A 24,021-nucleotide genomic window follows, 5' to 3' on the forward strand; every position below is an offset into this window, starting at 1 on the left:
TTGGTGACCCAGTGAAGCGGCGGTATCCATCGCTGCGGGGAAGCAGCTGCGCGCGCGCCAGGCCCAAATGCATACTGCCTCCCAAGCTCTTGCCATTGAGCGGCAAGCGAGCGCTCAACCTTCATTGGCCGAACGTGTTTCGAGGCCCAAAACTCGTGCCATACTTGGCCTCATGCGGTTGAATTTCCTATCCGTACCCAGTTTTTCGATAGTGCGCTTGAAGCGACGCAGAGCGACGTCAAACGGCTCGTTTTCTTTTACACGGATGGTTGTCATTACGTAATGTTGTCCAAAATGTGCTGTCGCCAGTCACGTGGGGAGATCGAGCCCCACATGCCACGTTCAGCGGTATTCCCCGTCTTAACTAGTATTGGCCGACGGGGGACTGCCAGAATAGCCCGCGATTATATCCTGAACTCTGCGAATGGCAACTCGCCTCAAGGCGAGTTAGCCCCCGGGAGGGGGCAGACGCCCATACCCATCAATAGGGCAGTGAGGGCGTCGGGGCGGAACCCTATGCAGCCCGCAGGGCCTGGGCGAGCGCCTTTGCGCAAGCAAATGCGCTCGCCCAGGCCCACTGGAAGTTATAGCCGCCCAGCCATCCGGTCACATCGACCACCTCACCAATGAAATACAGGCCCGGCTGGCGCGATTCCAGGGTCTGGCTGGACAAGGCCTTGGTGTCCACACCACCTGCGGTGACTTCGGCCTTGCGGTAGCCCTCGGTGCCGGTGGGGGTGAGTTCCCAGCGCGTCAGGCGCTCGGCCAGCGCGGTCAGCGCCTTGTCGGAGGCCTCGTTGATGGGGCGCTGCCAGTTGTGGCCCAGCGCCGCGCCCTGGGCGACCCAGGTGTCGGCCAAGCGGGAGGGCACCAGGCCCGCCAGTTCGTTGGCAATCAGCTTGCGCGAGGTGGCTTTGGCCTGGTTCAGGTGGGCGGCGATGTCGGTGCCGGGCGCCAGGTTCAGGCGGATAGGCGTGCCTTCCTGCCAGTAGCTGGAAATTTGCAGTACGCCGGGGCCGGAGAGGCCGCGGTGGGTGAACAGCAGGTCTTCGAGGAAAGCCGTTTTGTCCTTCTTGCCACCGGTTTCGATACTGACCGGCAGCGACAGGCCCGAGAGCTGGGAAAACGGCGCCCAGGCGGCTTCGTCAAAGGTCAGCGGCACCAGCGCCGGGCGGGGCGTGACGACGGGCAGATCGAACTGTTTGGCCACGCGGTAGCCAAAATCCGTCGCACCGATCTTGGGAATGGACAGGCCGCCGCTGGCGATGACCACCGCGCCGCACTGAATGGTGCCACGGTCGCTATCTATTTCATAGCTGCTTGCGCACGATCCATAAGGGCTGGAGGCTAAAAATCGTATATTTTTCACGCCACAGGGTTGCCAGCGTTCCACGCCGCCGGCCGCGCATTCGGCCAGCAGCATGGCGATCAGGTCTTCGGCCGAGCGGTCGCAGAAAAGCTGGCCTTTGTGTTTTTCGTGGAAGGCAATGCCGTGTTTTTTGACCAAAGCCACGAAATCGGCCGGGGTGAAGCGAGACAGGGCCGATTTGGCAAAGCGCGGGTTCTCGCTCAGGAAGTTGGCCGCCGTGACGTCCACGTTGGTGAAGTTGGCACGGCCACCGCCCGAGATGCGGATTTTTTCGGCCACCTTTTCGCTGTGGTCCAGCACCAAAACCTTCAAACCCAATTGGCCGGCTACCCCGGCACAAAACAGGCCGGCCGCACCGGCACCCACGATCACAACATCAAAACTTTGCATGGGCTGCAGTGTAGAATTTCAACGATGACGGTACCCGATACAGAGGCGCTGCATAACGAGAGAGACAAAACCATGAATCCCATTGTTTACGCCATACCCGTATTCATGCTCACCATCCTGCTCGAGGCCTGGGTGGCCCGGCGGCGCGGTGTGGCGGTCTACGACATTCCCGACGCCATCACCAGCCTGCACCATGGCGTGTTGAGCCAGGTGACCAACGCCTTCACCAAGATCGCCACGCTGGGCATCTACATCGCGGTGTATGAGGCCTACCGCTTTACCGAATGGTCCATGAGCAGTATTCCGCTGTGGATTCTGGCCCTGGTGCTGTACGACCTGTGTTACTACTGGGCACACCGCATGGGCCATGAGGTCAATGTCATGTGGGCCTCGCAGGTGGTGCACCACTCCTCGGAGTACTACAACCTGTCTACCGCACTGCGGCAGACCTCTACCGGTGCGTTATTCGGCTGGGTGTTCTACCTGCCCCTGGCGGTGCTCGGTATCCCATGGCAGATGCTGGTGATCGTGGGCCTGATCGACCTGCTGTACCAGTACTGGGTGCATACCGAACTGATAGGCCGCATGGGCGTGCTGGACCGCATTCTGGTCACGCCCAGCAACCACCGCGTGCACCACGGCCAGAACGACTACTGCATCGACAAGAACTACGGCGGTATCCTGGTCCTGTGGGACCGTCTGTTCGGCACCTTTGCCGACGAACGCGATGACGAGAAAATTTGCTACGGCATCCGCAAGCCGCTGCACAGCTTCAGCCCGATCAAGGGCAACCTGCACTACTACGCCGACCTGTGGCAGATGTCCCGTGCGGCAAAAGGCTGGCGCGCCAAGCTGGGTGTCTGGGTGGCGCCACCGGGCGGCTGGACCGACGAACCCATCGAACATTTCGAACCCCGCACCTTTACCCGCTTTGATGTGCAAACCCCCGCGCCGCTGCGTTGGTACGTGGCGCTGCAGTACGCGGTGCTGGTGCCTTTTGTTTCGCATTTCATCGGTGTGGCCAAGGGTCTGGACAGAGGCACGGCCGCGGTGTACGCGCTGGGCATTCTGGTCACGGCGGTGGCGCTGGGGGCGCTGCTTGAGCGTTTTGTCTGGGGCAAGTGGCTGGAGCAGGTGCGTCTGCTGGCGCTGGGTGTGTCGTTCGCCGCCGTGCCGCAGTGGTTTGGCTTTGAGGCGCCGCTGCCGCTCAAGGGTGCATTGCTGGTGTTGTGTGTGGGCAGTGTGGTCTGGCTGAATCGCCAAGCCGTTGCCCCTGCCAACGCGGTGGGAGTGGCAGCATGAACCCGGACGCCTTGTCGGATCTGGTGCTGCTGCTGGTGTGTGCTGCCATCCTGTGGTTTCACCTGCGCCAGCGGCCTGCTGTGGCAGTGGCTGCCGGCCTGATCGGTTTGGCGGCCTGCCTGGGTGTGCTGCGCTATTCGGGCTGGGCCGAGATGCTGGGGCCGCACCGTTTCACCAGCCTGCTGGCCGCCTGTGCTGCGTTTCCGTTGCTTGCATCAGGCCTGCGCTGGCCGGATGCGCCGCTGGCCACACGTGGCGCGGCGGTCGGGCGTTTTGTGCTGGTCGTGGGGGGCGTCGGCATCGTGCTGACGCTGGCCGGTCTGGCGCTCTGGTCGCAGGTGGTGCCGGGCGTGTGTGCGCTGGTGATTGCCTGGACGGCGGTGCAGCAGCGCAATACCTGGGGCTTGGCGGGCACGCTGGCGTTGTTGGGCAGCTTTGTGGTGGCGGCTACTGGCAAGGCCGACAGCAACTACCTGGGACTCTTTAACAACGTGCAGTTGATGCACTACACCCTGGCGCTGGCCTTGGCGCTGCTGGCGGTGGGGGCCACGCGCACACCACAAAACCAGCAGCTCGCGGCTGCCTGAACGCTCAGGCGGTGCGCGTCTGGCCCAGGGGTTCCCGTTCGGGGACCTGGGCTGCGGCCAGCAGGCCCTGCATCACATCACCGACCACGATGACGCTGGGGCTGGCCAGGCCTTCCCGGGCGATGGTGGTCTGCAGCTCGCCCAGTGTGCAGACTGCATGGCGCTGCGTGGGCAGGCTGGCGTTGTGCACGATGGCCACGGGGGTGGTGTCGGGCAGGCCGTACAGCAGTTCGTCCTGGATGTGGGCGGCACCGCTCACACCCATGTCCGCCAAGAAAAGCTGGAGACCAGCCAGCTTGCTGTGGATACCCATGGCTACACCGACTTTGCCATGTCACATGCCCGTTTGCTTGGTTTTGATCTTTGCCCGCGGTTGAAGGAACTCAAACAGCGCCACCTCTTTGTGCCACGCGGCACCAAAGTGCCCGCAGAAATCGCTGCGGTGTGCGAAGCCAATGTCGACGTCGCTTTGATCGAAAAGCATTGGGATAGTCTGGTGCACCTGGCAGCCTCGGTCATGAGCGGACATGCCAGTGCGGTGGCAGCTCTTGCGCGGTTCGGTTCTGCCGCCCAGGGCGATCCAATCTATGAGGCTGGCGTGCAATTGGGGCGGTTGCTGCGTACGGCGTTTTTGGCTGACTACTTTGTCAAGGACGCTTTCAGGAACGAGTTGCGCCGGGTGCTCAATCGGGGCGAGGCTGTTAACGCCCTCAAGCGCGCCATTTATACCGGCCGGATCAGCCCGGCGCAGGCCAAACGTGTCGATGAAATGCAGGCTGTGGCCGATGCGTTGAGCCTGATGGCCAACATCGTGATGGCGTGGAATACCTCACAGATGCAGGCGGTCCTGGATCGCTGGTCGAACCGCCGCCAGGTCATTCCACCGGAACTGATCGGGAAGATTGCGCCCACCAGGCTGGAGAGCATCAACTTGCGGGGTGTGTTTCGCTTCCCGGTTGACCGCTATGCTGACCAAATCCTGCCTTCGCGGCCAAATGCATCGATAACTGGCACCAATGGATGAAACCGACCACGGTTTGACGCCACGAATCGCAGATTTGAAAGTGAACAGGAAAGTCAATGAAATCAACGATCTACCAACACCACCTCCGCGCCAGTGCTAGCTTTTCGTACCGTCACTTATTGCACTGAAAACGAGGAGACCCCGCGGCGCGGTCACCGACTTTCTTGATCTGCACTGGCGCGGTCTGCACTGGCCGGCCTTCAACCTGGCCGATGTGTTCATCGTGCTGGCGGCGGGCGCCTGGATTCTGATGTCCTTTCGCCCGCCCGTCGCCTCCTCGGAGAGCCCGTCATGACCCGGCCCTGGACCTTGCTGCTGCTGGCCTGGCTGGTGGCCACTACAGCCACCCTAGGTGCGCTGTTTCTCGGTGAGGTGATGGGCATGACGCCCTGCGTCCTTTGCTGGTACCAGCGCATCTTCATGTTTCCCCTCGCCATCATTCTCGGGATCGCCTGCTTCGCCGATGACCGTCGGGGCGCCGTCTACGGCCTTGCGCTGGCACTGGGCGGGCTGGCCATGGCCGGGTACCACACCCTGCTGGTGGCTGGCCTGATTCCCAAGGCCTGGGTACCTTGCAGCGCCGGGGTGTCCTGCGCTGACCAAAAGCTCGAAATCCTCAACGGCGTCCAGATCCCCTGGCTGTCGCTGGCCGCGTTCATGGCGCTGGCATTCCTTCTCATCGTCCACCTCAGAAAGTCCTCCCGATGAATTCCAAAAAAATCACCGTCGTCGCCCTGGTCGCCATCGTCCTGGTGTTCTTCTTCCTCGGCATGAACGCCTACCAAAAGCGGGTGCAGAACTCGCAGGCCGAAAAAGTCAGCCAGGTGGTCCAGCAGGCCGGCAGCGAACCCGCCAGCCAGACGGACAACCGGCTGGTTCGCTTCCATTCACCGGTCTTTGGCCCCAGCAATGCGCCGGTCACCATCGTCGAGTTCTTTGACCCCGCGTGCGAGACCTGCCGGGCGTTCTATCCCATCGTCAAGGACATCCTCAAGCAGTATCCGAACGATGTGCGCTTGGTGATCCGCTACGCCCCGTTCCATGCCGGCTCTGATCAGGTGGTCAAACTGCTCGAAGCGGCCAAGCGCCAGAGCAAGTACCAGCCCGTGCTGGAGATGATTCTGGCCACCCAGCCGCAGTGGGCCGACCACGGCAAACCCAACATCGAGCTGGCATTCCGGGCGGCACAGGAAGCCGGCCTGGACATTGCCAAGGCGCAGGCCGACGCCCAGGGCTCGGACATCGCTGCAGTGCTGAAACAAGACATCGAAGACCTGACCGCACTGGAAGTGACCAAGACGCCCACGTTCTTTGTCAATGGTCGCGGTCTGCCATCCTTCGGTGACCAGCAACTGCTGTCACTCGTGGCCGAAGAAGTGACCAAAGCCAGGAAGTGACATGAACCCGCGTATTTCTTCCATCCCAGGCCACCCGTCCATGGGCCGTCGACGCTTTGTGCAGGTGGCGCTCGCCAGTGTGGCGGGCGTGCCTTTGCTGATGGCCTGCTCGCCCGAGGTCACGCCGTTCAAAAGCACCGATGTGACTGGCGCCACCTTTGCCCAGGATTTCCAGCTCAAGGACCACCACGGCAAGCTGAGGACGCTGGCGGACTTCAAGGGCAAGATCGTGGTCACCTTCTTCGGTTTCACGCAGTGTCCGGATGTCTGCCCGACCTCCATGACAACCATGGCCGAGGTCAAGCGCCTGCTGGGTGACCAGGGTGAGCGGCTTCAGGTGCTCTTTATCACGGTGGACCCCGAGCGTGACACCCAGGCACTGCTCAAGGAATACATGGCGAGCTTCGACCCGGGCTTCATCGCGCTGCGGCCCGAGCCCGACGAACTCAAAGACGTCGCAGCGGCCTTCAAGATCTACTACAAGAAGGTCCCCGGATCGACGCCAACGTCCTACACCATGGACCACTCGGCCGGAAAGTACATCTTCGACACCGAGGGCCGGGTGCGCTTGTTCTCCGCCTATGGAACCGACGCCGCCACGATCGCGTCGGACATCCAGATTCTTTTGACCAAGGCCTGAGGCGTTTCAAGCCCTGGTCAAGACATCGAATGACCTGACATGCACCCCACCAACATGCTCCGTTTGACGACACTGATCCGACACCACCGGCGGCCCGTGCTGGCGGTCTTGGGCACCTTGATGCTGGGCACGGGCGTGGTGGCCTTTGGTGTCTCCCCAGCCTTGCCAGATGCGGCGCAGTGGCCTGTCCGGCAAGTGGTGGAGACCATGGATGCGCCACTGGCGGTGTCTGAACTGTCGGCATCGAACCCCGAGTTTCTGATCCACCAATCGCAGCTCACCCGCCGCGACGACTCCCTTCAGGCCCTGCTCAAGCGGCTGGGTGTCGATGACCGCGAGGCACAGACCTTTCTCGCGCACGACGCCACATCGCGCCTGTTGTTGACCGGTGCGTCCGGCAAACTGGCGTCGGTCACCCGAACGCCGCAAGGGCGCTTGAAGACCCTGTCTGTGCGCTGGGTGGACACGAGCAGCCAGCGCGTCAGCCGGCTGGTGGTGGAGCAACAAGAAAGTGGCTACGGATCCCGGCTCGAACAGCCGACGCCACGGCGCCTGGAGCAATTCGGTTCGCTGACCATCCGCTCATCGTTCTATGCGTCCACCGACCAGGCCGGCATTCCGGATGCCGTCGCTGCGCAGACGGTCGAGGCCTTTTCCGGGGACATCGATTTCCAGCGCGACTTGAAGCGCGGTGCGCGTGTCAGCCTTGTGTATGAGGCGTTCGAGCTGGATGGTGAAATCCTGTTCACGGGCCAGTTGCTGGGCGCCGAGATTCAGAACGGCAAGGACACGCACCAGGCCATGTGGTTCCAGCAGGCTGGCCAGAACGGCGAGTTCGTCAGCCTCGATGGAGCGAGCCAGCGTCGTGCCTACCTGGCCTCACCCCTGGCGTTTTCAAGGGTCACCAGCTCCTACGGGCCTCGCATCCACCCGGTGTTTGGGGGGCAGAAAGCCCACAAGGGCACAGACTACGGCGCTCCAGCCGGAACCCCGATTCGAACCGTGGCCGACGGCGTGGTGAGCTTCGCAGGGCGCCAGGGCGGGTATGGCAATTACGTCGTGATCCAGCACCCCGACAAGGCCGCCACCGCCTACGCGCACCTGGGTCGCATCGATGTCCGGGTGGGCCAACGCGTGCAGCAAGGTCAGATCATCGGCACGGTCGGCTCCACCGGAACGGCGACGGGTCCGAATCTGCACTTTGAATACCTGCTCAGAGGCATTCACACCAACCCGGCCACCATCACCAGTGCGCCCGCATCTTCGACGGCCGTGGTGGCCAGCTTGCCTGCCTTCAAACAGGCGGCCAAGGCCATGCGAGATCAACTCGGTGTGGCCGCCTCGGTCGCCTTGGCCAGCGCGCAATGATTCGAAAACGCGATTCCTCTTCCCTGATCGCCCGATACGTGACGCTGACTTCCGATTCGTCCCCCACCCGTCGAGCGCTGCTTGCAGGTTCTGCATTGGCGACCACCTCGCTGCTGTTTCCGTTCGCCCAGGCCAGCGGCCAACCTGCTCGCAGCCCGTTGAATGGCGAAGCTGTGCTGACCGGGTCTCTGCGCTCTTCACCCGAGGCGCGCCTAATTGCGGTCTACCGCGCCATTGCGGAGGGGGATCGGCAGGCCCTGCCGCTGGCAGCGTCGCTGGTGCGGGATGTGCCGGGTTTCCAGCTGGGCCAGCTTGTCTACGCAGACCTGCTGCTCGCCCGCAGCGGTTCATTCCCAGGCCTCTCCACGGCGACCGATGGTCCCCCGGCGGTCCGGGAGCAACTGCAGAAACTGCGCGCCGAGGCCAACCGGCGCCTGAACTCGCTCAGCGAAATGCCCCCGCCCGGCACCGTGCCCGAACAGTTGCTGCAGTTGGCACCCAATGTCCGGCATGTGGTGGTGGTGGACGCCAGCCATTCCAGGGTCTATGTCTTTGAACAACAGGCCAGCGGTCTGCAGCTGATTCGCAGCTTCTACGCCTCTGTCGGGCGGGCCGGTTTTGACAAGCGGGTCGAGGGCGACCTGCGCACCCCGCTGGGCGTGTACTTCATCACCAGCCGTCTGGACGATCAGCAGGTTGAAGAGCTGTACGGCATTGGCGCGCTGCCGCTGAACTACCCCAATGAGCACGACCGCCGCCTGGGGCGCACCGGCAGCGGCATCTGGTTGCACGGCGTGCCGCGCGCCACCTACTCGCGCAGCCCCTACGCCACAGAGGGTTGCGTCGCCCTGGCCAACGACGACATGGCCTACCTCATGGAAGTGCTGCAAACGCGGCGCACGCCGGTGATCATTGCGGACGAGGTGAACTGGGTGCGTCCCATTGACCAGGCGGCCGAACGTCGCAGCTTCGACGCTCTGCTCACCCAATGGCAAGAGGCTCGTGCCCGCGGCGATGCGCGTGCCTTGCTGGCCCTGCAAACGGCGGACTTCAATGCGCGCGCCGGCAATCCGCTGCGCAAGGTGTCCCTGGCCGCCGAGCCCCTGCGTGCCAACGGCGAACCAGATCCGCATTCCGAGTGGCGCCAAGTTTCCGTCTTTCGCTGGAAGCGAGGGGCCGAGGTGGCCATCGTCAACTACACAGCGGTGAGCACGAAGCCATCACGCAGCGCTGACCGTCGCCAATACTGGGCACGGGAGCAAGGGCGCTGGCGCCTGTTTTTCGATGGAGTGGTCTGAGTGGCCCTTTAAGTATCATTCAACCCCTATTAAAAGCACTATGCGCCCTACTTTGTTGCAAAGGACCTCGGTCCACGCGCGAAGTGCGATGACCAAGGACATGCGCTGCACTACAGGATTCCATAGAGGCGCGCGATACGCACTGCAGTGCGCCGATCAGGCGCTCCCAATTTGGCATTGAGCCGCTGGAACCGGCAGTCGATGGTTTTGGCTTCCAGATTCATGGCCGCGCCGATGACCTTGCTGCTGTGACCGGCGGCCTCGTGGTGCAGGAGTTGCAGGTCGGCGTCTGTGAGGCGCACCCCTTGAAGCAGCTCTTCGCGCATGGATATCGCGATCCAATGATGCAACTCCATGGCGAGCGCGCGTGCCAGCACGCGCACCATGGGGAAATTTTCGCGGTCAAACCTACTGGGGTCCACTGATCCGAGGCACAGGACTCCCACCCGGGAGAGGCCAACGGGGCTGGGAGCAGGTGCAATCAGGGCGGAGGTGAAGCCATGCTGTGCCGCTGCGTGGGTGAAGTCGACTTCTTCATTTGATGAGCAGGCCAATTCGCTGGAACGGATGGGTTCCGCATTGCTCGATGCATACCGCAACCAGGGGTCGTGTTCGAACCAACGGTGCGACGCGTATTCCGCCGCCCATGCCGGGTCGCACGCCCACATAGACCGAAAGGAGGTTCGGGTTGCATCATCCCGGAGGCAGCTCAGGAAGACGCCCTCGTCGGCACCCAGGCCGGCAACAACCTCGTGAAAGAGCCATAGCACTTCGCCAGAAGAGCTGACGTCTGCGATGAGAGGTAGCAGCTGTAAAACGCGCACATCGTCCATGCTGTCGCACCCGTGCAAAGCGTGCCTGTTGGATTCAGCACCTGGCAGTGAATGCTTCATGACCTTCGCGCACCAGCTTGCTGAACAGCAGCCCATCTCCAAACCGCAGGGGCTCAACCGCACACCAGAACTCGAAGCTCTTCACGTCACGAAACACCATCGTCTGTACCAGTCGGATACCCGCACCCTGACGTTGGGTGCGCTCCATCAGCAGACCGAAGTTTGTAGTGCGCAGCAGGAAGGTCACAGCGCCATCGGCTGAGACCAGAAACGAGTCGCCCGTCGCAGCAAGTGCAGTTTTCTGCGCTGCAGTCAACGCAGCCGAGTCAGCGCGTTTGACGACAAGCGCCGAACGCTTTGAGCCCAAAGGGCGAGCAGGCTCGTCGATAGGGTCTATGCGGCGTTTGACCGAGGGTCGAGCCAACACGGCGCGTGCTGACTGCATCACCACGGGAGTCTGAAGGTTGCTCATCCCCACTCCTACAGATCGGGTTGACCGACAGGTCACGCAGTGCTGGCACTGCGTGACCCACGTATCAAGTCTCAACTGACTGGATAGGGGGAGGGTAGACAAGCGCAACGCGCGATGTCAAAAGAAATCCGGTCAGGGCGACCAAATCTTCAGCAGGGTCAGTCGCGCTAAACGACGAAAGACCTGTCGCACGCTGATCGTCAAATCACTGCTGGTGCGCTGCTTTGGCTCAAAGACTCAAGCAACAAAAACGCATCGTCGGCTCGGTCCACTGGGATGAACAGGTGATCGTGGTGGAAGGCTGCGACCGCGTTGCAGGGGATGCCCGCTTTGGCCAAGGCAGAGGAGATCATGGCCAGGAAGCCGATGGCCTCCAGCGACGAGTGCACGGTGAGCGTGATAAGTTTGGCTTCGAAGATGTGGGGCACCTTGGCCCGAATGGCCTGAGAGCGTTCCACGATGGCCGTCAAGCCTTCTGACTCCCTGAAGGTGCAGATGGGAGAGAAGTCATCAGGGAGTCGATGATCCTGGAAAGTGCAGTAGACGTAGGTCTCTGGCCGAAGGTCAGGAGCCATCATTTGCTGCAGCCGAACTTGGTCTTTTTCTCCGCTCATCCGATGTCCTCCTGCACAGGGCAATGGTGTTGGTCTTCGGCATTGATTATGGGCGGCTGGTGTTCGTTCGGTGCGTGCACAAGTGCGCATGTACGTCGCTGAATGAGTCGGTTTAGCTGAATTGACGCGACGCCAAAGTTCCTAAACATCGGCGCTCAACCGGGATCTGCTGCTACCGTCTGGCGCAGCCCGGAACAAAACCCCGCCATCCACTGCTTTGACCGCCGGGCACCACACGGCAAAGCACAGTGAGAAGGAGTGTCCTTATGGCACCGACTTCCGAAGTCCTCGCGGACATGGCCGATCTTCGCAGCCAGCTGAGGCAGCAGGGTAGTGCGTACAGCGAGTTGTTCAAGCTGCGACCTGGGCAAGTGCTGCTCGATATTGCATTCGATTGGGCGCTGATCCTGGGCGCCGTTGCTGCTGTCGTGTGGCTCGATGCAGTGCTTGTGCCGTTGTCCGTGCTGGTGATCTCCAATCGGCAAAGGGCACTGGGTAACATCCTGCACGACGCGGGTCATCGGAACATCTGGCGAGAGAAGGATCGGAACGATCTTGTCGCTCGTGCACTGGTGGCGCCACTGCTGTTCGCCAGCATCTCCCGATATCGGGAAACACATTTCCAGCACCACCTGGAGTTGGGCCGCAAGCAAGGTGACCCTGACCTGATACCAGGGCAGGATCATCTGCCATCTTTCTGGGTAGTTAGCTACGCTAGGTGCTTGCTGTCGTGGCCCACCTGGCTAGGCTCACTGGGCGGTCATTTGCTCGCGAAGGAGGTTACTTTGCGGAGCAGGGCCTTCATCATGGGATGGTGGGCGAGCTTCGTCGGAGGGCTGGTCATGTTGGGTGGTGGCGATTTTGCGTTGGCTTTTGTAGCGCTGTGGTTGCTCTCGCGGGCCACGCTTTTTCACTGCATCACCACCTTTCGCGAGATGTGCGATCACTTTGGGCTGCAGCCAGGTGGGGTGTTTGGCTTCACCCGTGACATGGTCTGTCACGGACCCTGGCGCTGGACCATTCATCCGCGCAACAACGGCTACCACCTCACCCATCATCTGTTGCCAGCAGTTCCGTACTACCGACTTCCGGAAGCTCACACACTGCTGAGTCAGTTGACTCTTTTCGAAAATCGATCACACATCTGCCGCGCCTACTTCGGCTCAGCGGATGCAGTGACGACCGAGTGGCAGAGCAGGGCAGCAACGTGATGAATCGCGTCCTGAACAGCTTCCAGATCGCGGCGTTGCTGGTGTCGGCCAGCTACGGCATCGGCTTTTTGTTCGGCTCTGGAGAACTGGCCCTGACACACGGGATGGCAGGAAGCATCTACGGCATGGCCACTGGGTTCGGCATGCTCGCACTCGCGCTGGTGGCACAGCCTTTGTGGAGGTCTGGTTTGACCGTGTGGGACTTGTTTGGGCGGGCTTACGGCCTGCAACTGCGCGGTTTGGTTGCGGCGCTGTCTGTGGTGTGGATGGCGGGTGTGCTCGCCGCACAGATTCATGGCGGTGTGGCTGTTGCTCGCTTGCTGGGAGTGCCCGATCCGTATGGACTGTTCATCGTACTGAGCCTGATCTACGCCGCGGCTCAAATGAGTCTTCGCATCGCGTCGAGTGTGTTCGCCGGATGCCTCCTGTTGAGCGGAGTGGTTCTTGTGTACACCCTTGTTGCGGCAGACGGAGTGGCACTCTACCGGGAGGCAGTGCCTAGGTTTGTGCAGGATCTGGATACCTTCAGTCCGACCCAACTGGGCTCCATGTCGCTCGCTGTTGGCCTTCTGGTCGTCACAGGAGCCGACTACCACCAGTTTGTGATGTCCGGTCGAACGGCCCGGAGCGCTATGGTCGGATGCACCATGGCTGGACTCGCGCTGATTCTCATTGGGCTTTTGCCGGCAGCTGTTGTGACAGCAATGCAATCAAGCGGTGCGCTGGTGAACATGCCAGACCGCAAACAGGTCATTCCGTGGGTGTTGTCTCAAGCTGTGGGCAATCTTGCGTGGGGACTGGGGGCTGCCATGTTGGTGGCCCTGTCCCTTGCAGCGTTGGGTTCGGGGGCGGCGATTCTGCGGGCGATGACCTCTGCGATGAGCACGACTCAGTCAGGTGTCAGTCGGCCAAGGCTTGTCTCGTCCGCAGCCCTCATCATCGGGGCTGCGCTTGCCTCACGGGACCAGGGCATCGTCGAGACCATGGTGTCGGTCAACATCATTTACCTGGCCAGCGTCGGCGTCTGCTTCATTGCCCTGCTGTCAGACATCAGTCTGACCCCTCAACGTGCCAGGGCCACCATGGTCACGGGGCTTGTCGTGTCTGGATGCGTTTATGTGGCCAGTTGGTTTGGCCTTTTTGCACCGCAGGCTGACGCCCTCTCGCTGGTTGCCGGTCTTGCTGCATCACTGAGTGTTGCAGTCGGCTTTGGCATTGTGGTCGGTCACCACAGGGTTGACGTGACGAAGTCTTGATGCTGAGTCGCCCGGCCCAGCTATCACCACCGGCGTCTCGACTTCGCTTGTAACCAGTTCTCGGTGAGCCACCTTGACGATCAACGCAGTGACGTCGTGGGCCAATGGCGGTTCGAGTTCCCAGTGGTGCCAGTACAGATCGACCATGACGCTGTGGTTGGGACACAGATCCAGGAGCCGTCCGCTTTCGACCAGAGGTTGGGCCTGAGTGCTTGGGATCAGTCCATAACCTGCCCCCATCGCCACACCCTCGAGCAAGGCCACAGGGGAAGGCAAAAAGTGTTTTGCGTACCGATCAATCGAAAACCCGAACCGGCTTTTCAGGAAGTCGTCATGCAGGGAGTCTTTTCGATTGAAGAGGACTGCGGGTGCGGCGAGAACCGCAGGCACGGTCAATCCGTCTGGGAAGGCTCGTGCCGCGAATTCAGGCGTCGCGTAGCAGCGGTACTCCATGGCACCCAGACATTCGGCAGCGAAACCGTCTGCCGCTTTCGCACTTGTGGAGATGCACCCGATGACTTCGCCACGGGATAGCAGCTGTGATGTGTGATCCTGGTCATCAGCAACCACCTCCAACGCAACCAACTGGCTCAACAGCAGTTCTTTTAAGACCTCCGGAAACCAAGTGGCCAAGGAGTCTGCATTCACTGCAATGGACAGCGGAACAGGGGCGTGGAGTTTTGGCTGAGGCGCCAGAGCCTGCAGGGCAGACCCTTCCATGACTCTTAGTGCCTTCACGTGCCGCAGCAGAACTTCACCCGCAGGAGTCGGTGATACGGGCCGTTCACGAAGCACGAGTACCGTGGACAACGATTCTTCCAATGCCTTGATGCGCTGAGATACGGCACCCCGCGTGATGCTCAATGCAGTTGCTGCCTTTTCAAAGCTCTGCTGCTCAATCACCACCGCAAAAGTTTCCAACTGATCACGATCCAGCATGGGTATCTCCCGATGTCTGGCTGACGCGGTTGCCAACCTGCGCTATTTAATTGGTCAATCGAGAAATGTGTCGATAGTTTTCGGGTGTCAATCGCTTCCGAGGAGTTACAGGCGGTATCGATAATTTGCAATTCAAGGAGGTGAGACAGATTTCTGCAAGACAGAAATTACACATGGTTGCCGTGCGGACTGAATCGCTTGGAGGAATGTGGCACCCTCGAAATGGCAAAAACGGAGATGACCTATGTGGCTGCTGGTTGCTCACGAACCTAGACAAGATGCCCCCCAATGGTCGGGCAGGAGGAGTCTTGCTGCTTTGGACGCTCTGGCCTGGCCCGTGGCCGCCGTTCTCCTGATTTCCCTTTCGAACCTGCAACTTGGGATCGTCGGCCCAGTGTTGATAGCGGCAGTTCTTTTGCTGTCAGTTTTCCGGCTTCGTCGAGCCATCTGGCTGAACCACCGTTACCGCTTCAGCACCTGGCGATGGGGTGGGGTAGTTCTCGGACTGATGATGTTGGGGGCGGTATTGAAAATGCTCGCTTGAAGACATAGCCAGACGTGGAACGATGATCCCAAAACGCGCAGGATCGTGAAGCCACTCCAATGTGTTGCGCCAGATCTTCCGGCGCCAAGGTCTGGGCTGTGCCCAAGGGAATGCGTATCGGGTGCGAAAGATGCCAGTGGCATCGCGCTCCAGAATGATCATGAGCATGTCGGCGCGCTTGGCGTCGGAATCGTGGATGACCAGATCACCTGGGCTCCACTGTGTAGTGTTCGGCTCGTGAATCAGGCCCATGTCTTGATCCCATTTCGAATTGGTCAATGGGGCACGGTGGGCCGAGTCTGACTCCAAGAATCAATATCAGTGCTTCGCCACGCAATGGCGCGCGCAGCAAGCCGCACCGGACTGGGAAACTCATGGCTCGCCATCAAGCGATAGATCGTTGAGCGACCAAGACCCGTGATCTTCATCACCGTGCGCATGCGCAGGAGCACGGCTGCTGGTGGGTCGATATGATCCGCAGAGTGATGGACGTGGAGGAGCTGCACGACGTGTCTCCCGGTTGAAGTAACGCCTTCACTGTGAGACCAATAGGCTTCAGTCGCCTTGCTGGATTCAGTCCTAAATCGTGCATCGGTATCCACCTGTCAGTGCGAGCCGAGCGATTCCTGGGCAAGGAAGGTTGTGATACCGTCAATCCACTCTGGAGTACCGTCTTCTCCCTCTGGAAAGAGCACCCGATACCGTCATCGCGCTACAGAAAATGCCACTTTCGTATTCAAATCGCTGCGGCGAACCGTCAATGACTGAGATCGACAGCAATGGGCCTTGTGAAGGGCTCTCGAAGACGACGGTAGATTTGTCGGTATCGAGCGTTTTCTCGGCCATCATGCAATGCGCTTTCCCTCTGAGGCGCGATCGGCTATTGACAATAGAGTGGGAGTGAAATCGAGTCCTTCGGGGACTATCGCCAGTAATCGAAAAATCGCCGTAAGTCGTTGATTCATAGGAATTTTTGTTTCGGCGGCTATCGGTGGCTATCGCCGACCAGCGAAACTGGTTGACGGTAAAACTGGCGGTAAGAACCGGGGACTGGATTAAGACCCTCCCGTTTACTATTGAGACCAAATCGGTCTTTGACGGTAAAAGTCTCCTCTGGAAAGCTTATTTCATGCGGCTTTCCGGGTATCAGCAGGTCTCCTGACCCTTGACGGTAAAAGCCGTCACCAACAGGAGGAAAAACCTCGATGCTTACCGACACAGCACTGCGCAACTTGAAGCCTAAGTCCTTGACTTATAAGGCTTCTGACCGGGATGGGATGTACGTGACGGTATCGACCGCCGGTACCGTCACCTTCCGCTACGATTACCGTCTCAATGGGCGCCGCGAGACCCTGACCATCGGCCGTTATGGCGCTGGTGGCATCTCGCTGGCGCTGGCCCGAGAAAAGCTGCTCGATGCCAAGAAGACCCTCGCCCAGGGCCGCTCCCCGGCGCTGGAGAAGCAGCGTGAGAAGCGTCGGCTGACCGCGGCCAAGAACTTCGGCGACATGGCCGTCAAGTGGCTGGCGGACGCCAAGATGGCCGACAGCACGCGGGCGATGCGCAAGCATGTCGTCGATCGCGACATCCTGCCGGCCTTTCAGAACCGGCTGCTCAACGAAATCACCGCCGATGATCTGCGCGCCCTCTGCAACAAGGTGAAGGCGCGCGGTGCGCCTGCCACGGCAGTGCATGTCCGCGACATCGTGAAGCAGGTCTATGCCTTCGCCATCCTGCACGGGGAGAGGGTGGACAACCCGGCCGAGGGTGTGGGCGCGGCCTCGATCGCAACGTTTGTGCCGAAGGATCGCGCCCTGTCGCCGCTGGAAATCCGGCTGGTGGCGCGGCAGATGGAGTCGGTGGCCACCTATCCGACCATCCGGCTGGCGCTGCGCATGATCCTGCTGACGCTGGTGCGCAAGAGCGAGCTGATCGAGGCGACCTGGGACGAGGTGGATTTTGAGAAGGCAACCTGGACGATCCCGAAGCAGCGGATGAAGGGGCGCAATCCGCACGTGGTCTATCTGTCGACCCAGGCGCTCGACATCTTCGTGGCCCTGCATGCCTGTGCGGCGGGTTCCAAGTTCGTCCTGCCTTCGCGCTACGACGCCAACCGTTGCATGTCGAAGGCGACCTTGAATCGCGTGACGCAGCTCGTCGCCGAGCGGGCCAAGGCCGCTGGCCTCCCGCTGGAGCCTTTCACCGTCCACGACCTGCGCCGTACCGGTTCCACGCTGCTGAACGAGGTGGGGTTCAACCGCGACTGGATCGAGAAGTGCCTGGCGCACGAGGAAGGGCGTTCCTCGCGCTCGGTCTACAACAAGGCTGAGTACGCCGAGCAGCGACGCCACATGCTGCAGGAGTGGGCCAGCATGGTCGATGCCTGGATCGATGGGCAGACTTACATGCCGAAGCTGATGCCCGAGAACGTGGTGGTGCCGGTGCTGAGCGCGACCACGTGAGAGGGGGATGGCATGAAGATCCTCCTGGTACATGCTGCCGATGGGCGGCGGGCGGTTTGCCGTTGTCGTAAAAAGATCACTGTCGGTGATCGAATTTCTCATTTGTCGAACCAAAGAGTCTTGGCAGGAGTTCGAGAAATCTGTATTTTGAGCACTATGGGTGAGCAAAATGCAGGAAAACTGAACCGCCTACTGGCCGAGCTGGGCGACACGAGCCTGGTTTCCAGCCGCTGGCTGCGGGCGCACGGCTACTCGAACAGCCTCGTCGCACGCTATGTCGGCAGCGGCTGGCTCGTGTCGCCGGCCCGCGGCGCATACATGCGCCAAGGCGGGCGTCTGCAATGGGAGGGGGTGGTGCGCAGCCTGCAGGCCTGGGAGGAAATGCCGCTGCATCTCGGGGGGCGCTTCGCACTGACGCTGCAGGGGCACGAGCACTACCTACGTCTGGGCGATGCCGGGACGATCACCCTCTATGGGCCGGAGCGGCCGCCAGGCTGGGTGGGCATGCTGCCGTTGAAGGAGCGCTTCGCGTTCCTGGGCAAGGGGCCGTTCGATCTGCCTGCCGTGCCATTCGCAGCCGAGGTGTCTGAGTCCGTACTGGCCGGGCAGGGATTGGTTTGGCATCGAGCCGGCTCGGGTGCCGAGGCGCTGGTGTGCTCGACGCCCGAGCGCGCCATGCTGGAACTGTGCGATGGCGTGTCGGACGCGGCGCGGGTCTATGAGGCTGATGCGCTGATGCAGGCCATGACCACGCTGCGGCCGCAGCGCGTCGGTCTGCTGCTGCGCCACTGCCGCAGCATCAAGGCCAAGCGGCTGTTCCTGGCCCTGGCCGAGCGCCATCGGCATGCGTGGCTGTCTCACGTGCCGCTAGAGGGAGTCGACCTGGGCCGGGGCAAGCGCGCGCTGGTGCCCGGCGGGCGCCTGCATCCGACCTACCAGATCACCTTGCCGCGAGACCTTGATGAGCACCTGGCTTGAGTCCTGGGATGGGCGCTATACCGACCGGGTGCGGCTGCTGGTCGAGATCCTGCCGGTGCTCGCGAAGGAGCCGCGCTTCGCGCTCAAGGGCGGCACGGCCATCAATCTGTTTGAGCATGACCTGCCGCGTCTGTCGGTGGACATCGATCTGGCTTGGCTGCCGGTGCATGGCTACGCCGAGGATGCGAGGCTGATCGCCGAAGCGCTGGGGCGATTGGCTGATGTACTGCGCGCCCCGCCTCTGCAATTGCAGGTGCAGGCCTCGGCGGGCGAGGGCGGGGCAGTCACCCGCTTGGTGGCCAGCCGAGGTCGTGCGCGTGTGCAGATCGAGACGACGCCGGTCATGCGCGGCGCGGTGCATCCGGTGCGTAGCATGGTCGTGCGTCCGAGGGTGGAGGAGGCGTTCGGCTTCGCCGAGGTGCAGGTACTGGATTTCGCCGACCTGTATGCCGGCAAGCTCGCGGCGGCGCTGTCACGGCAGCATCCGCGCGACCTCTTCGATGTGGGCTTGCTGCTGGAGGACGAGCGGGCGGATGAGATGCTCTGGCGCACCTTTCTCGTGTACCTGACGTGCAGCCCCAAGCCGGCCTGGGAGATGCTGGCGCCACGCGCGCCTGCAGGTTTCGAGGCCATCTTTGAGACCCATTTCAAGGGGATGACGTCCGAGCCCATTGACGTGGCGGCCTTGCTGGAGAGCCGCGAGCGCTTGTTGGCGCGGGTGGCGCAGTGGCTGGACGAACCGTCGTGCGCGTTCCTGCGGTCCGTGGAGGGCGAGCAACCGGACTTCGGCTTGATCGGGCTCGCGCATGCGGAGGAACTGCCGGGTGTGCGGCGCAAGCTGCACAACCTCGCACAGCGCACGGCCGCCAAGCGTGCGGAAGATCGCCGGCAGCTAGAAGAAGCGCTGACGCGGATCGCCGGTGCCAGATGACCGAGCAGGCCGACGCGATGGTTCACGATTTCACAGTGGTCGATGAACTGGACTCGGGCATGGGGGCGCCGGAGGAGCCTTCGAAGTCCTCGCAGAGCGGCGCACTGTGTGGAATGCGCGGCCGGGATCCCAACCGAAAAGTGTCCATCGCCGACAGTGATGGATCTGTTTATCAACTGGCTTGCGCCGCGCGAGCCCGGCTCGCTGGACGCCAGGCGAAGCGCGTAAACCTGCGCTCTGCGTCCAGTTCACTCAAGCAAATGTCCTGTGCGGTCGCATCAACAACGACCCTGAACTGGGGTGGGCTGGAATGGGGAACATGCATCAGATCGCCGGCCTTGATGCCTTCTCGGTCCAGGTAGGCCGCGGCAGGGGCTGTGGCGACTTCCAAGCCGGTCGTGATGTGATGCGCGAGCCAGCTTTCGCCATGAGCGCTTTCGTCAGCCGTTGGCGTATTGGTCAATCGCACGCTGGAGGCAAGTTGCGATGTGTCCTCGTCATCGACGGCGATGGCCGGGAGCAGGTCGTAGAGATATGCGTACGTCGCAACCAAATAGTCCTTTGTTGCTTTTGGCGCCATGGGCTCAATGCGCTTCAGGAGACTGTGACCAATGTCCCAGGCGAGCCACGCCAGCAGTGCCCGCGCTTGGCCGAGTTCCGCGACTTCGTCGGCCTCGCCGTCGTGGACGCGGATATCGCGCGCGATGCCCTGCGCATGCCCGAAAAGGATGACCATCGACTGCGACAAGAGATCCTGACGGGTTTCCGAGTCGATGAAGCCCCCCATACGGCGCCATTGAGGCAGGTGCCGAAGGCGCCTGAACTCCCTCACCAGTGACAGCACGGCAACGAGCTGGACCACGCCGGTTCGTGCCTTGGCCGCACGCACGTCAGGCTTGGTCTCACTTTGGGCCGCTTTGAGCTGCCTGACCATGCGACGAACAACTTGTTTGAGGCGCTTTCTCACTGCTTCAACGGCTTGCTGGGTCAGCGCAGCGGGAAGCTCTTGGCTGGCCTCTTCATTTTCAGTTCCTACAAGCTCCTCTTCCGAGAGGGGCGAGGTCTCAGTGACCGATGTGGCCGATGTGGCCGATCTTGGCAGTCCCTGGCCCAAGCGGTAGAGGAGGGCGTCGAGGACGTCAAGCAGGCTGCCCGCTTGCAGAAGGCGCTTCTTTTTACTCTTCCTTGTGCTGGCACTTTCGCCGATGTGGACAGCGAGCGATGCCGGGCGTGCCGCAATTGGGGTTTGTTCATCCGCACCAGTCCGCACGGTGCCTGGCGGTGGCGACACCACTTGCTCCGGATCGTCGAAGATGGCCTTCTCGATTTGCTGAATGAGCGATTCGATGTTGGCACCGCTGAAGTCCAAGCCGGCCAATGCATCCTGAAGCGCGGCTCTGTGCGAGCGCACCACTCCACGGCCCAGAGCCGAATCGTGGTGGATGATTACGCGAAGGAGCTTGCTACCGCGGCCACTCAGCTCCAGCCAGCGCACTTCAGACGCCCTCTCACCCAGCTCAACGATCGCGCCCCCATCCTCTGAACGTCCAAGACTCACAGGTGCGGTGTGGGAACCATCCTGCAGGTGCATGACGAAATCCGCGAATCCCGCAGAGTCCGACGCGGGGATCGGGACTGCAGAAGTACCCGCAGCAAGAACGGCGATCCGCATCGGAGCGCTCGGTGCTTCAGCGTCGTTCTCGTCATCCTGATGTGTGATCGGAATCGAGCGCAGGTCGGCGTCATCCATTGCGCGGGCTGCAAAGCCCTGAGCAAGATCGCTGGCGAAGCTGGAGGTTGCCACTTCAACGTTTGGCCGAACAAGCATGGCCTCGAAGTTGGCGCGCGTGCCTCCAAGCCACGCTGGCCGGCTCGGGTTCGCGCTGCCTGCAACAAGCATGTGCGAGTCGCCGAAGTCGAGAAGGAGCGCCTTCGCGTGAAGGTAGTGCTCTGCCTTCTCCATCCAGAGCTTTCGCGCATCGACGAACTGCGAACGAATCCCCTTGGGGCGGCCACCGATCTTGACGGTCTTGGGGTCGATGATCACCTTGATCGAGGCGCCGGGCCAACGGGTCTCCAGCGCTTTCAGGAAGGTGTGTTGGGTGTCGAAGAACGCTCCTGTGATCACCACGCGCCGGGGCGTCGACGGGATCGCGTGGCCGAGTTGTTCGAGCAATGACGGACCGCTGCTGGATTGTCCGAGCAGTCGGATGTCGGAAAGCTTCGATTGGGCGCCATCGGCTCCCGGAACAAGCTCACCGATCCTGTGCACGGCCTCCAGCACGGAGGGCGCCAGCGCCCCCTCCTGGGTTCGAAGCCATTCGCGGACCAGGCTCCAGACGTGGCTCAGAACCAGCTTGTGAGCAGGGGCGCTGTCAGGGCGCACGTCGATGTGCGTGGTGACTTCCCGGTTGAAACCGAAGCCGGAAAGCGTGAGGTTGTGGCTGCCAATGAACAGGACACAGCGCTTCTTGCTGGCAAGTAGGCAGATCTTCGGGTGAAAGGCTCCAGGCGCGGCCATGGGGATGAGCGCATACGCCGAACCGGCCAGGCGCGGCCTCAAGGATGGCGTGGCCCACGAACGCGCGCATTGGACGGCGTCCATGAGCACCACGTTGTGCCGCGAATCGGCCGCCTGCAGGCGCCTCAGTACGACCTCCTCATAAAACGGGAGCGTGGCATTGAAGGTCGTCACCAGAGACGCCTCGAATTTCGCACCTTTGAGGGCGGCCAGCAGCGAGATGTCGTCGTTGGTCTCACGCATGGGCGGCTTCGAAGAGCTGGATGCCAAGCTCGGTAGCCCGCAGATCTCCGCTGCCATCAGGCTCACGGGTCAGGGCGCCGACATCCCACAGCATCTTGATCGCTTGCCGGATGCGAGGATTGGTCTTGGCGGGCACGGGCACGTCACCGTGAGCCTCGATTCCCCGCTCGGTGGGGTGGATTCGGAAGGTGGCGGTCGAACTCTGTCGTAGCTTGCGCAGTGCGACTCGCAGATGGGTCTCCAGGATCCAGCCAACCAGGTCCGCGACGACGGCTGAAAGCGCCATGTTGTTCCATTTCACGCAGCGCTCCCGAAACGATCTCAGGTTGATCGGGGAGTCTTGGAGCTGCGTCGGGTCCATGGCCAGATGGCCATAGGCGGGCGCACCGTGGTTCTCGCGCACCCGAAGAAGCGCCAGCACGTTCACGACGGACGCCAGAAAGGCAGGCTCCCGGTCCAGTTGCTGACGCTCCCTCGAAACGCGGGCAGCAGCCCAGGCCAGTTCGTGCCCGTCGGCCATGAAGTCGCCGAGCGCCGGCGCGCCCGTTTCCAGAGAACTGCACAGCGCGCCAAAGGTCTTCGCCTTCAACTTGTCCAGTGCCTTGACGAGTTCAGGGCGGCTCGCCAGAGACTGGCTGAACTCTTCGATGGAGGCCGGCGGAGCTGGTTGTGTTGCCAGTGCGGTGAGCGAGATGGCGAAGGCCTTCTGCATCGCTATCGACATCAGGTCATTCCGGACGTAGTAGGCCCAGGCCGACCGAGTGTGGGCCAAGGAGGCTGGCGGGCACCATGTCGTGCCGTCCGCTAGGGTTTCCGTGTAGACAGCGGCGCGGAAGGTCGGTTCGTCGACAGCGGAGAGTTCTACCGCCTGCAAGGCGCCGGCCAGATGCAGCAAGAGCGCCAGGCTCTTGCGCCGCTGGACCCCTTCTGCCTCGAACTCTGACTTCCGGTCGAAGAGGATGTCGAGCAAGGCATCGCGTTCGCCTTGCCGGTTGGGCAGGCAACAAGGGCAGAAGTCTTGGAGCGCATCCAGCGTCCGCGCCGAAACGGTATCGGCGTCCACGGCTTGCCAGAAGGAACGGCCGTCGACGCCCATGTCGAACGCCTGTGCGATCGGCCCGCCGCGCTCATGCGTGTAGCTCAGCCATGGCTTGTCGACTACGGCCAAAATGTCGAGTTGCGTCAGTGTTCCCGCATAGTACTGGCCGAGGCCGCCAAGCTTGTTGGCAAAGTAGCGCTTGTCGGAATCCTCTCGGGTCGCGTAGGTCGAGAGACGGACCGACTTTCCTTCGCCGATCAACCTGACTGCATCGTTGAGCGTGTCTCGCCCGACCATCGCGGGCCCGTGGCGTGCTGCGTCGTCACCCATGACTTGCGCATGACGCTCGGCAATCATCGTGAATAGGCAATCGGCCTTTCGGTAGGCCTCCAGGAATGCGTTGAAGTTCTCGCGGTGGCTGTCACGCTCCGCGTAGGATCGGATCAGCCATGGATAAAAACTGTAGTACCGGGCTCTGTCGGTGACGTTTGTTATGCCGGGGAGCAGTTGCGAGTAGATCAGGATGCAGGGGCCTTGCGTACCGATGTGGTCTAGACCACCTATGGTGTGCGGAGGCAATACCCAGCTGGTTTTGATTGCCAT

21 protein-coding genes and 4 pseudogenes are annotated in these 24,021 nt (G+C 61.7%); 14 read left to right on the plus strand and 11 right to left on the minus strand.

Annotated features, from left to right (window positions below; translation table 11 throughout):
• Positions 1 to 195: 195 nt before the first annotated feature.
• Both rpsU and ACS5NL_RS16195 read right to left on the minus strand, forming a co-directional pair.
• Positions 196 to 276, minus strand: a pseudogene (gene rpsU / locus ACS5NL_RS16190) (30S ribosomal protein S21); the annotation flags it as partial.
• A gap of 238 nt (positions 277 to 514) precedes the next feature.
• On the minus strand, positions 515 to 1,759 hold the full coding sequence (locus tag ACS5NL_RS16195; protein WP_008648772.1) for a BaiN/RdsA family NAD(P)/FAD-dependent oxidoreductase: 1,245 nt from the start codon (positions 1,757 to 1,759) through the stop codon (positions 515 to 517).
• Positions 1,760 to 1,831: 72 nt separating this feature from the next.
• Here ACS5NL_RS16195 and ACS5NL_RS16200 point away from each other — a divergent pair, with 72 nt between their 5' ends.
• Both ACS5NL_RS16200 and ACS5NL_RS16205 read left to right on the plus strand, forming a co-directional pair.
• The gene (locus ACS5NL_RS16200; RefSeq protein WP_439354963.1) at positions 1,832 to 3,061 is read left to right on the plus strand and encodes a sterol desaturase family protein; all 1,230 of its coding nucleotides are present in this window, start codon (positions 1,832 to 1,834) and stop codon (positions 3,059 to 3,061) included.
• Positions 3,058 to 3,648 (plus strand): hypothetical protein, encoded by a 591-nt coding sequence (locus ACS5NL_RS16205; protein ID WP_008648775.1) that lies wholly within the window; start codon positions 3,058 to 3,060, stop codon positions 3,646 to 3,648. The genes ACS5NL_RS16200 and ACS5NL_RS16205 overlap by 4 nt, the downstream gene beginning before the upstream one ends.
• Positions 3,649 to 3,652: 4 nt before the next feature.
• On the opposite strand, the pseudogene ACS5NL_RS16210 reads toward ACS5NL_RS16205, so the two are convergent.
• Positions 3,653 to 3,913 (minus strand): annotated as a pseudogene (locus ACS5NL_RS16210) (SAM-dependent methyltransferase); the annotation flags it as partial.
• Here ACS5NL_RS16210 and ACS5NL_RS16215 point away from each other — a divergent pair.
• The 7 genes and pseudogenes from ACS5NL_RS16215 to ACS5NL_RS16245 all read left to right on the plus strand — a co-directional run.
• A pseudogene (locus ACS5NL_RS16215) lies at positions 3,914 to 4,672 on the plus strand (Tn3 family transposase); the annotation flags it as partial.
• Positions 4,673 to 4,814: 142 nt separating this feature from the next.
• Positions 4,815 to 4,967 (plus strand): annotated as a pseudogene (locus ACS5NL_RS16220) (signal peptidase II); the annotation flags it as partial.
• Positions 4,964 to 5,380 carry a disulfide bond formation protein B gene (locus tag ACS5NL_RS16225; RefSeq protein WP_439354964.1) on the plus strand — a complete coding sequence of 139 codons (417 nt, stop codon included), beginning with the start codon at positions 4,964 to 4,966 and terminating at the stop codon, positions 5,378 to 5,380. The pseudogene ACS5NL_RS16220 and the gene ACS5NL_RS16225, both read left to right, overlap by 4 nt.
• A complete protein-coding gene (locus ACS5NL_RS16230; protein WP_439354966.1) occupies positions 5,377 to 6,069 on the plus strand; it encodes a DsbA family protein in 693 nt (230 codons plus the stop codon). The genes ACS5NL_RS16225 and ACS5NL_RS16230 overlap by 4 nt, the downstream gene beginning before the upstream one ends.
• 1 nt (position 6,070) lies before the next feature.
• A complete protein-coding gene (locus tag ACS5NL_RS16235) occupies positions 6,071 to 6,709 on the plus strand; it encodes an SCO family protein (RefSeq protein WP_439354967.1) in 639 nt (212 codons plus the stop codon).
• A gap of 39 nt (positions 6,710 to 6,748) precedes the next feature.
• Complete coding sequence (locus ACS5NL_RS16240; RefSeq protein WP_439354968.1) at positions 6,749 to 8,077, plus strand: peptidoglycan DD-metalloendopeptidase family protein; 1,329 nt, start codon at positions 6,749 to 6,751, stop codon at positions 8,075 to 8,077.
• Positions 8,074 to 9,375 carry a L,D-transpeptidase family protein gene (locus tag ACS5NL_RS16245; RefSeq protein ID WP_439354970.1) on the plus strand — a complete coding sequence of 434 codons (1,302 nt, stop codon included), beginning with the start codon at positions 8,074 to 8,076 and terminating at the stop codon, positions 9,373 to 9,375. Before ACS5NL_RS16240 ends, ACS5NL_RS16245 begins: the two co-directional genes overlap by 4 nt.
• A gap of 110 nt (positions 9,376 to 9,485) precedes the next feature.
• On the opposite strand, the gene ACS5NL_RS16250 is transcribed toward ACS5NL_RS16245, so the two are convergent.
• The 3 genes from ACS5NL_RS16250 to ACS5NL_RS16260 all read right to left on the minus strand — a co-directional run bounded on the left by ACS5NL_RS16250 (position 9,486) and on the right by ACS5NL_RS16260 (position 11,294).
• Positions 9,486 to 10,208, minus strand: coding sequence for a helix-turn-helix transcriptional regulator (locus ACS5NL_RS16250; RefSeq protein ID WP_439354971.1), 723 nt, complete (start codon positions 10,206 to 10,208; stop codon positions 9,486 to 9,488).
• A gap of 34 nt (positions 10,209 to 10,242) precedes the next feature.
• Positions 10,243 to 10,680, minus strand: a complete 438-nt coding sequence (locus ACS5NL_RS16255) for a hypothetical protein (protein ID WP_439354972.1) — start codon at positions 10,678 to 10,680, stop codon at positions 10,243 to 10,245.
• Positions 10,681 to 10,880: 200 nt separating this feature from the next.
• Entirely contained in the window at positions 10,881 to 11,294 is a 414-nt protein-coding gene (locus ACS5NL_RS16260; protein WP_439354973.1) for an ACT domain-containing protein, read from the minus strand.
• Positions 11,295 to 11,560: 266 nt separating this feature from the next.
• Between ACS5NL_RS16260 and ACS5NL_RS16265 the strand changes: the two genes are divergently transcribed.
• Positions 11,561 to 12,505 (plus strand): fatty acid desaturase family protein, encoded by a 945-nt coding sequence (locus ACS5NL_RS16265; protein ID WP_439354974.1) that lies wholly within the window; start codon positions 11,561 to 11,563, stop codon positions 12,503 to 12,505.
• Positions 12,505 to 13,761, plus strand: a complete 1,257-nt coding sequence (locus tag ACS5NL_RS16270; protein WP_439354975.1) for a hypothetical protein — start codon at positions 12,505 to 12,507, stop codon at positions 13,759 to 13,761. The genes ACS5NL_RS16265 and ACS5NL_RS16270 overlap by 1 nt, the downstream gene beginning before the upstream one ends.
• Here ACS5NL_RS16270 and ACS5NL_RS16275 read toward each other — a convergent pair.
• The 3 genes from ACS5NL_RS16275 to ACS5NL_RS16285 form a co-directional block, all read right to left on the minus strand.
• Positions 13,693 to 14,700, minus strand: a complete 1,008-nt coding sequence (locus ACS5NL_RS16275; protein ID WP_439354976.1) for an HTH-type transcriptional regulator ArgP — start codon at positions 14,698 to 14,700, stop codon at positions 13,693 to 13,695. The genes ACS5NL_RS16270 and ACS5NL_RS16275 overlap by 69 nt on opposite strands.
• A gap of 421 nt (positions 14,701 to 15,121) precedes the next feature.
• Positions 15,122 to 15,496 carry a hypothetical protein gene (locus ACS5NL_RS16280; RefSeq protein ID WP_439354977.1) on the minus strand — a complete coding sequence of 125 codons (375 nt, stop codon included), beginning with the start codon at positions 15,494 to 15,496 and terminating at the stop codon, positions 15,122 to 15,124.
• A gap of 23 nt (positions 15,497 to 15,519) precedes the next feature.
• Entirely contained in the window at positions 15,520 to 15,684 is a 165-nt protein-coding gene (locus ACS5NL_RS16285) for an AlpA family phage regulatory protein (RefSeq protein WP_439355112.1), read from the minus strand.
• Positions 15,685 to 16,449: 765 nt separating this feature from the next.
• Between ACS5NL_RS16285 and ACS5NL_RS16290 the strand changes: the two genes are divergently transcribed.
• The 3 genes from ACS5NL_RS16290 (at position 16,450) to ACS5NL_RS16300 (ending at position 19,615) form a co-directional block, all read left to right on the plus strand.
• A complete protein-coding gene (locus ACS5NL_RS16290) occupies positions 16,450 to 17,706 on the plus strand; it encodes a tyrosine-type recombinase/integrase (RefSeq protein ID WP_015014635.1) in 1,257 nt (418 codons plus the stop codon).
• A gap of 156 nt (positions 17,707 to 17,862) precedes the next feature.
• Positions 17,863 to 18,684 (plus strand): type IV toxin-antitoxin system AbiEi family antitoxin domain-containing protein, encoded by an 822-nt coding sequence (locus ACS5NL_RS16295; RefSeq protein WP_015014634.1) that lies wholly within the window; start codon positions 17,863 to 17,865, stop codon positions 18,682 to 18,684.
• Positions 18,668 to 19,615 (plus strand): nucleotidyl transferase AbiEii/AbiGii toxin family protein, encoded by a 948-nt coding sequence (locus ACS5NL_RS16300; protein WP_015014633.1) that lies wholly within the window; start codon positions 18,668 to 18,670, stop codon positions 19,613 to 19,615. The genes ACS5NL_RS16295 and ACS5NL_RS16300 overlap by 17 nt, the downstream gene beginning before the upstream one ends.
• Positions 19,616 to 19,787: 172 nt before the next feature.
• On the opposite strand, the gene ACS5NL_RS16305 is transcribed toward ACS5NL_RS16300, so the two are convergent.
• Both ACS5NL_RS16305 and ACS5NL_RS16310 read right to left on the minus strand, forming a co-directional pair.
• Entirely contained in the window at positions 19,788 to 22,379 is a 2,592-nt protein-coding gene (locus ACS5NL_RS16305) for a phospholipase D-like domain-containing protein (RefSeq protein WP_015014632.1), read from the minus strand.
• Positions 22,372 to 24,021, minus strand: coding sequence for a hypothetical protein (locus ACS5NL_RS16310; protein WP_015014631.1), 1,650 nt, complete (start codon positions 24,019 to 24,021; stop codon positions 22,372 to 22,374). The genes ACS5NL_RS16305 and ACS5NL_RS16310 overlap by 8 nt, the downstream gene beginning before the upstream one ends.

It is taken from the genome of Hydrogenophaga sedimenti (genome assembly GCF_051857515.1).
Lineage (GTDB): Bacteria > Pseudomonadota > Gammaproteobacteria > Burkholderiales > Burkholderiaceae_C > Hydrogenophaga.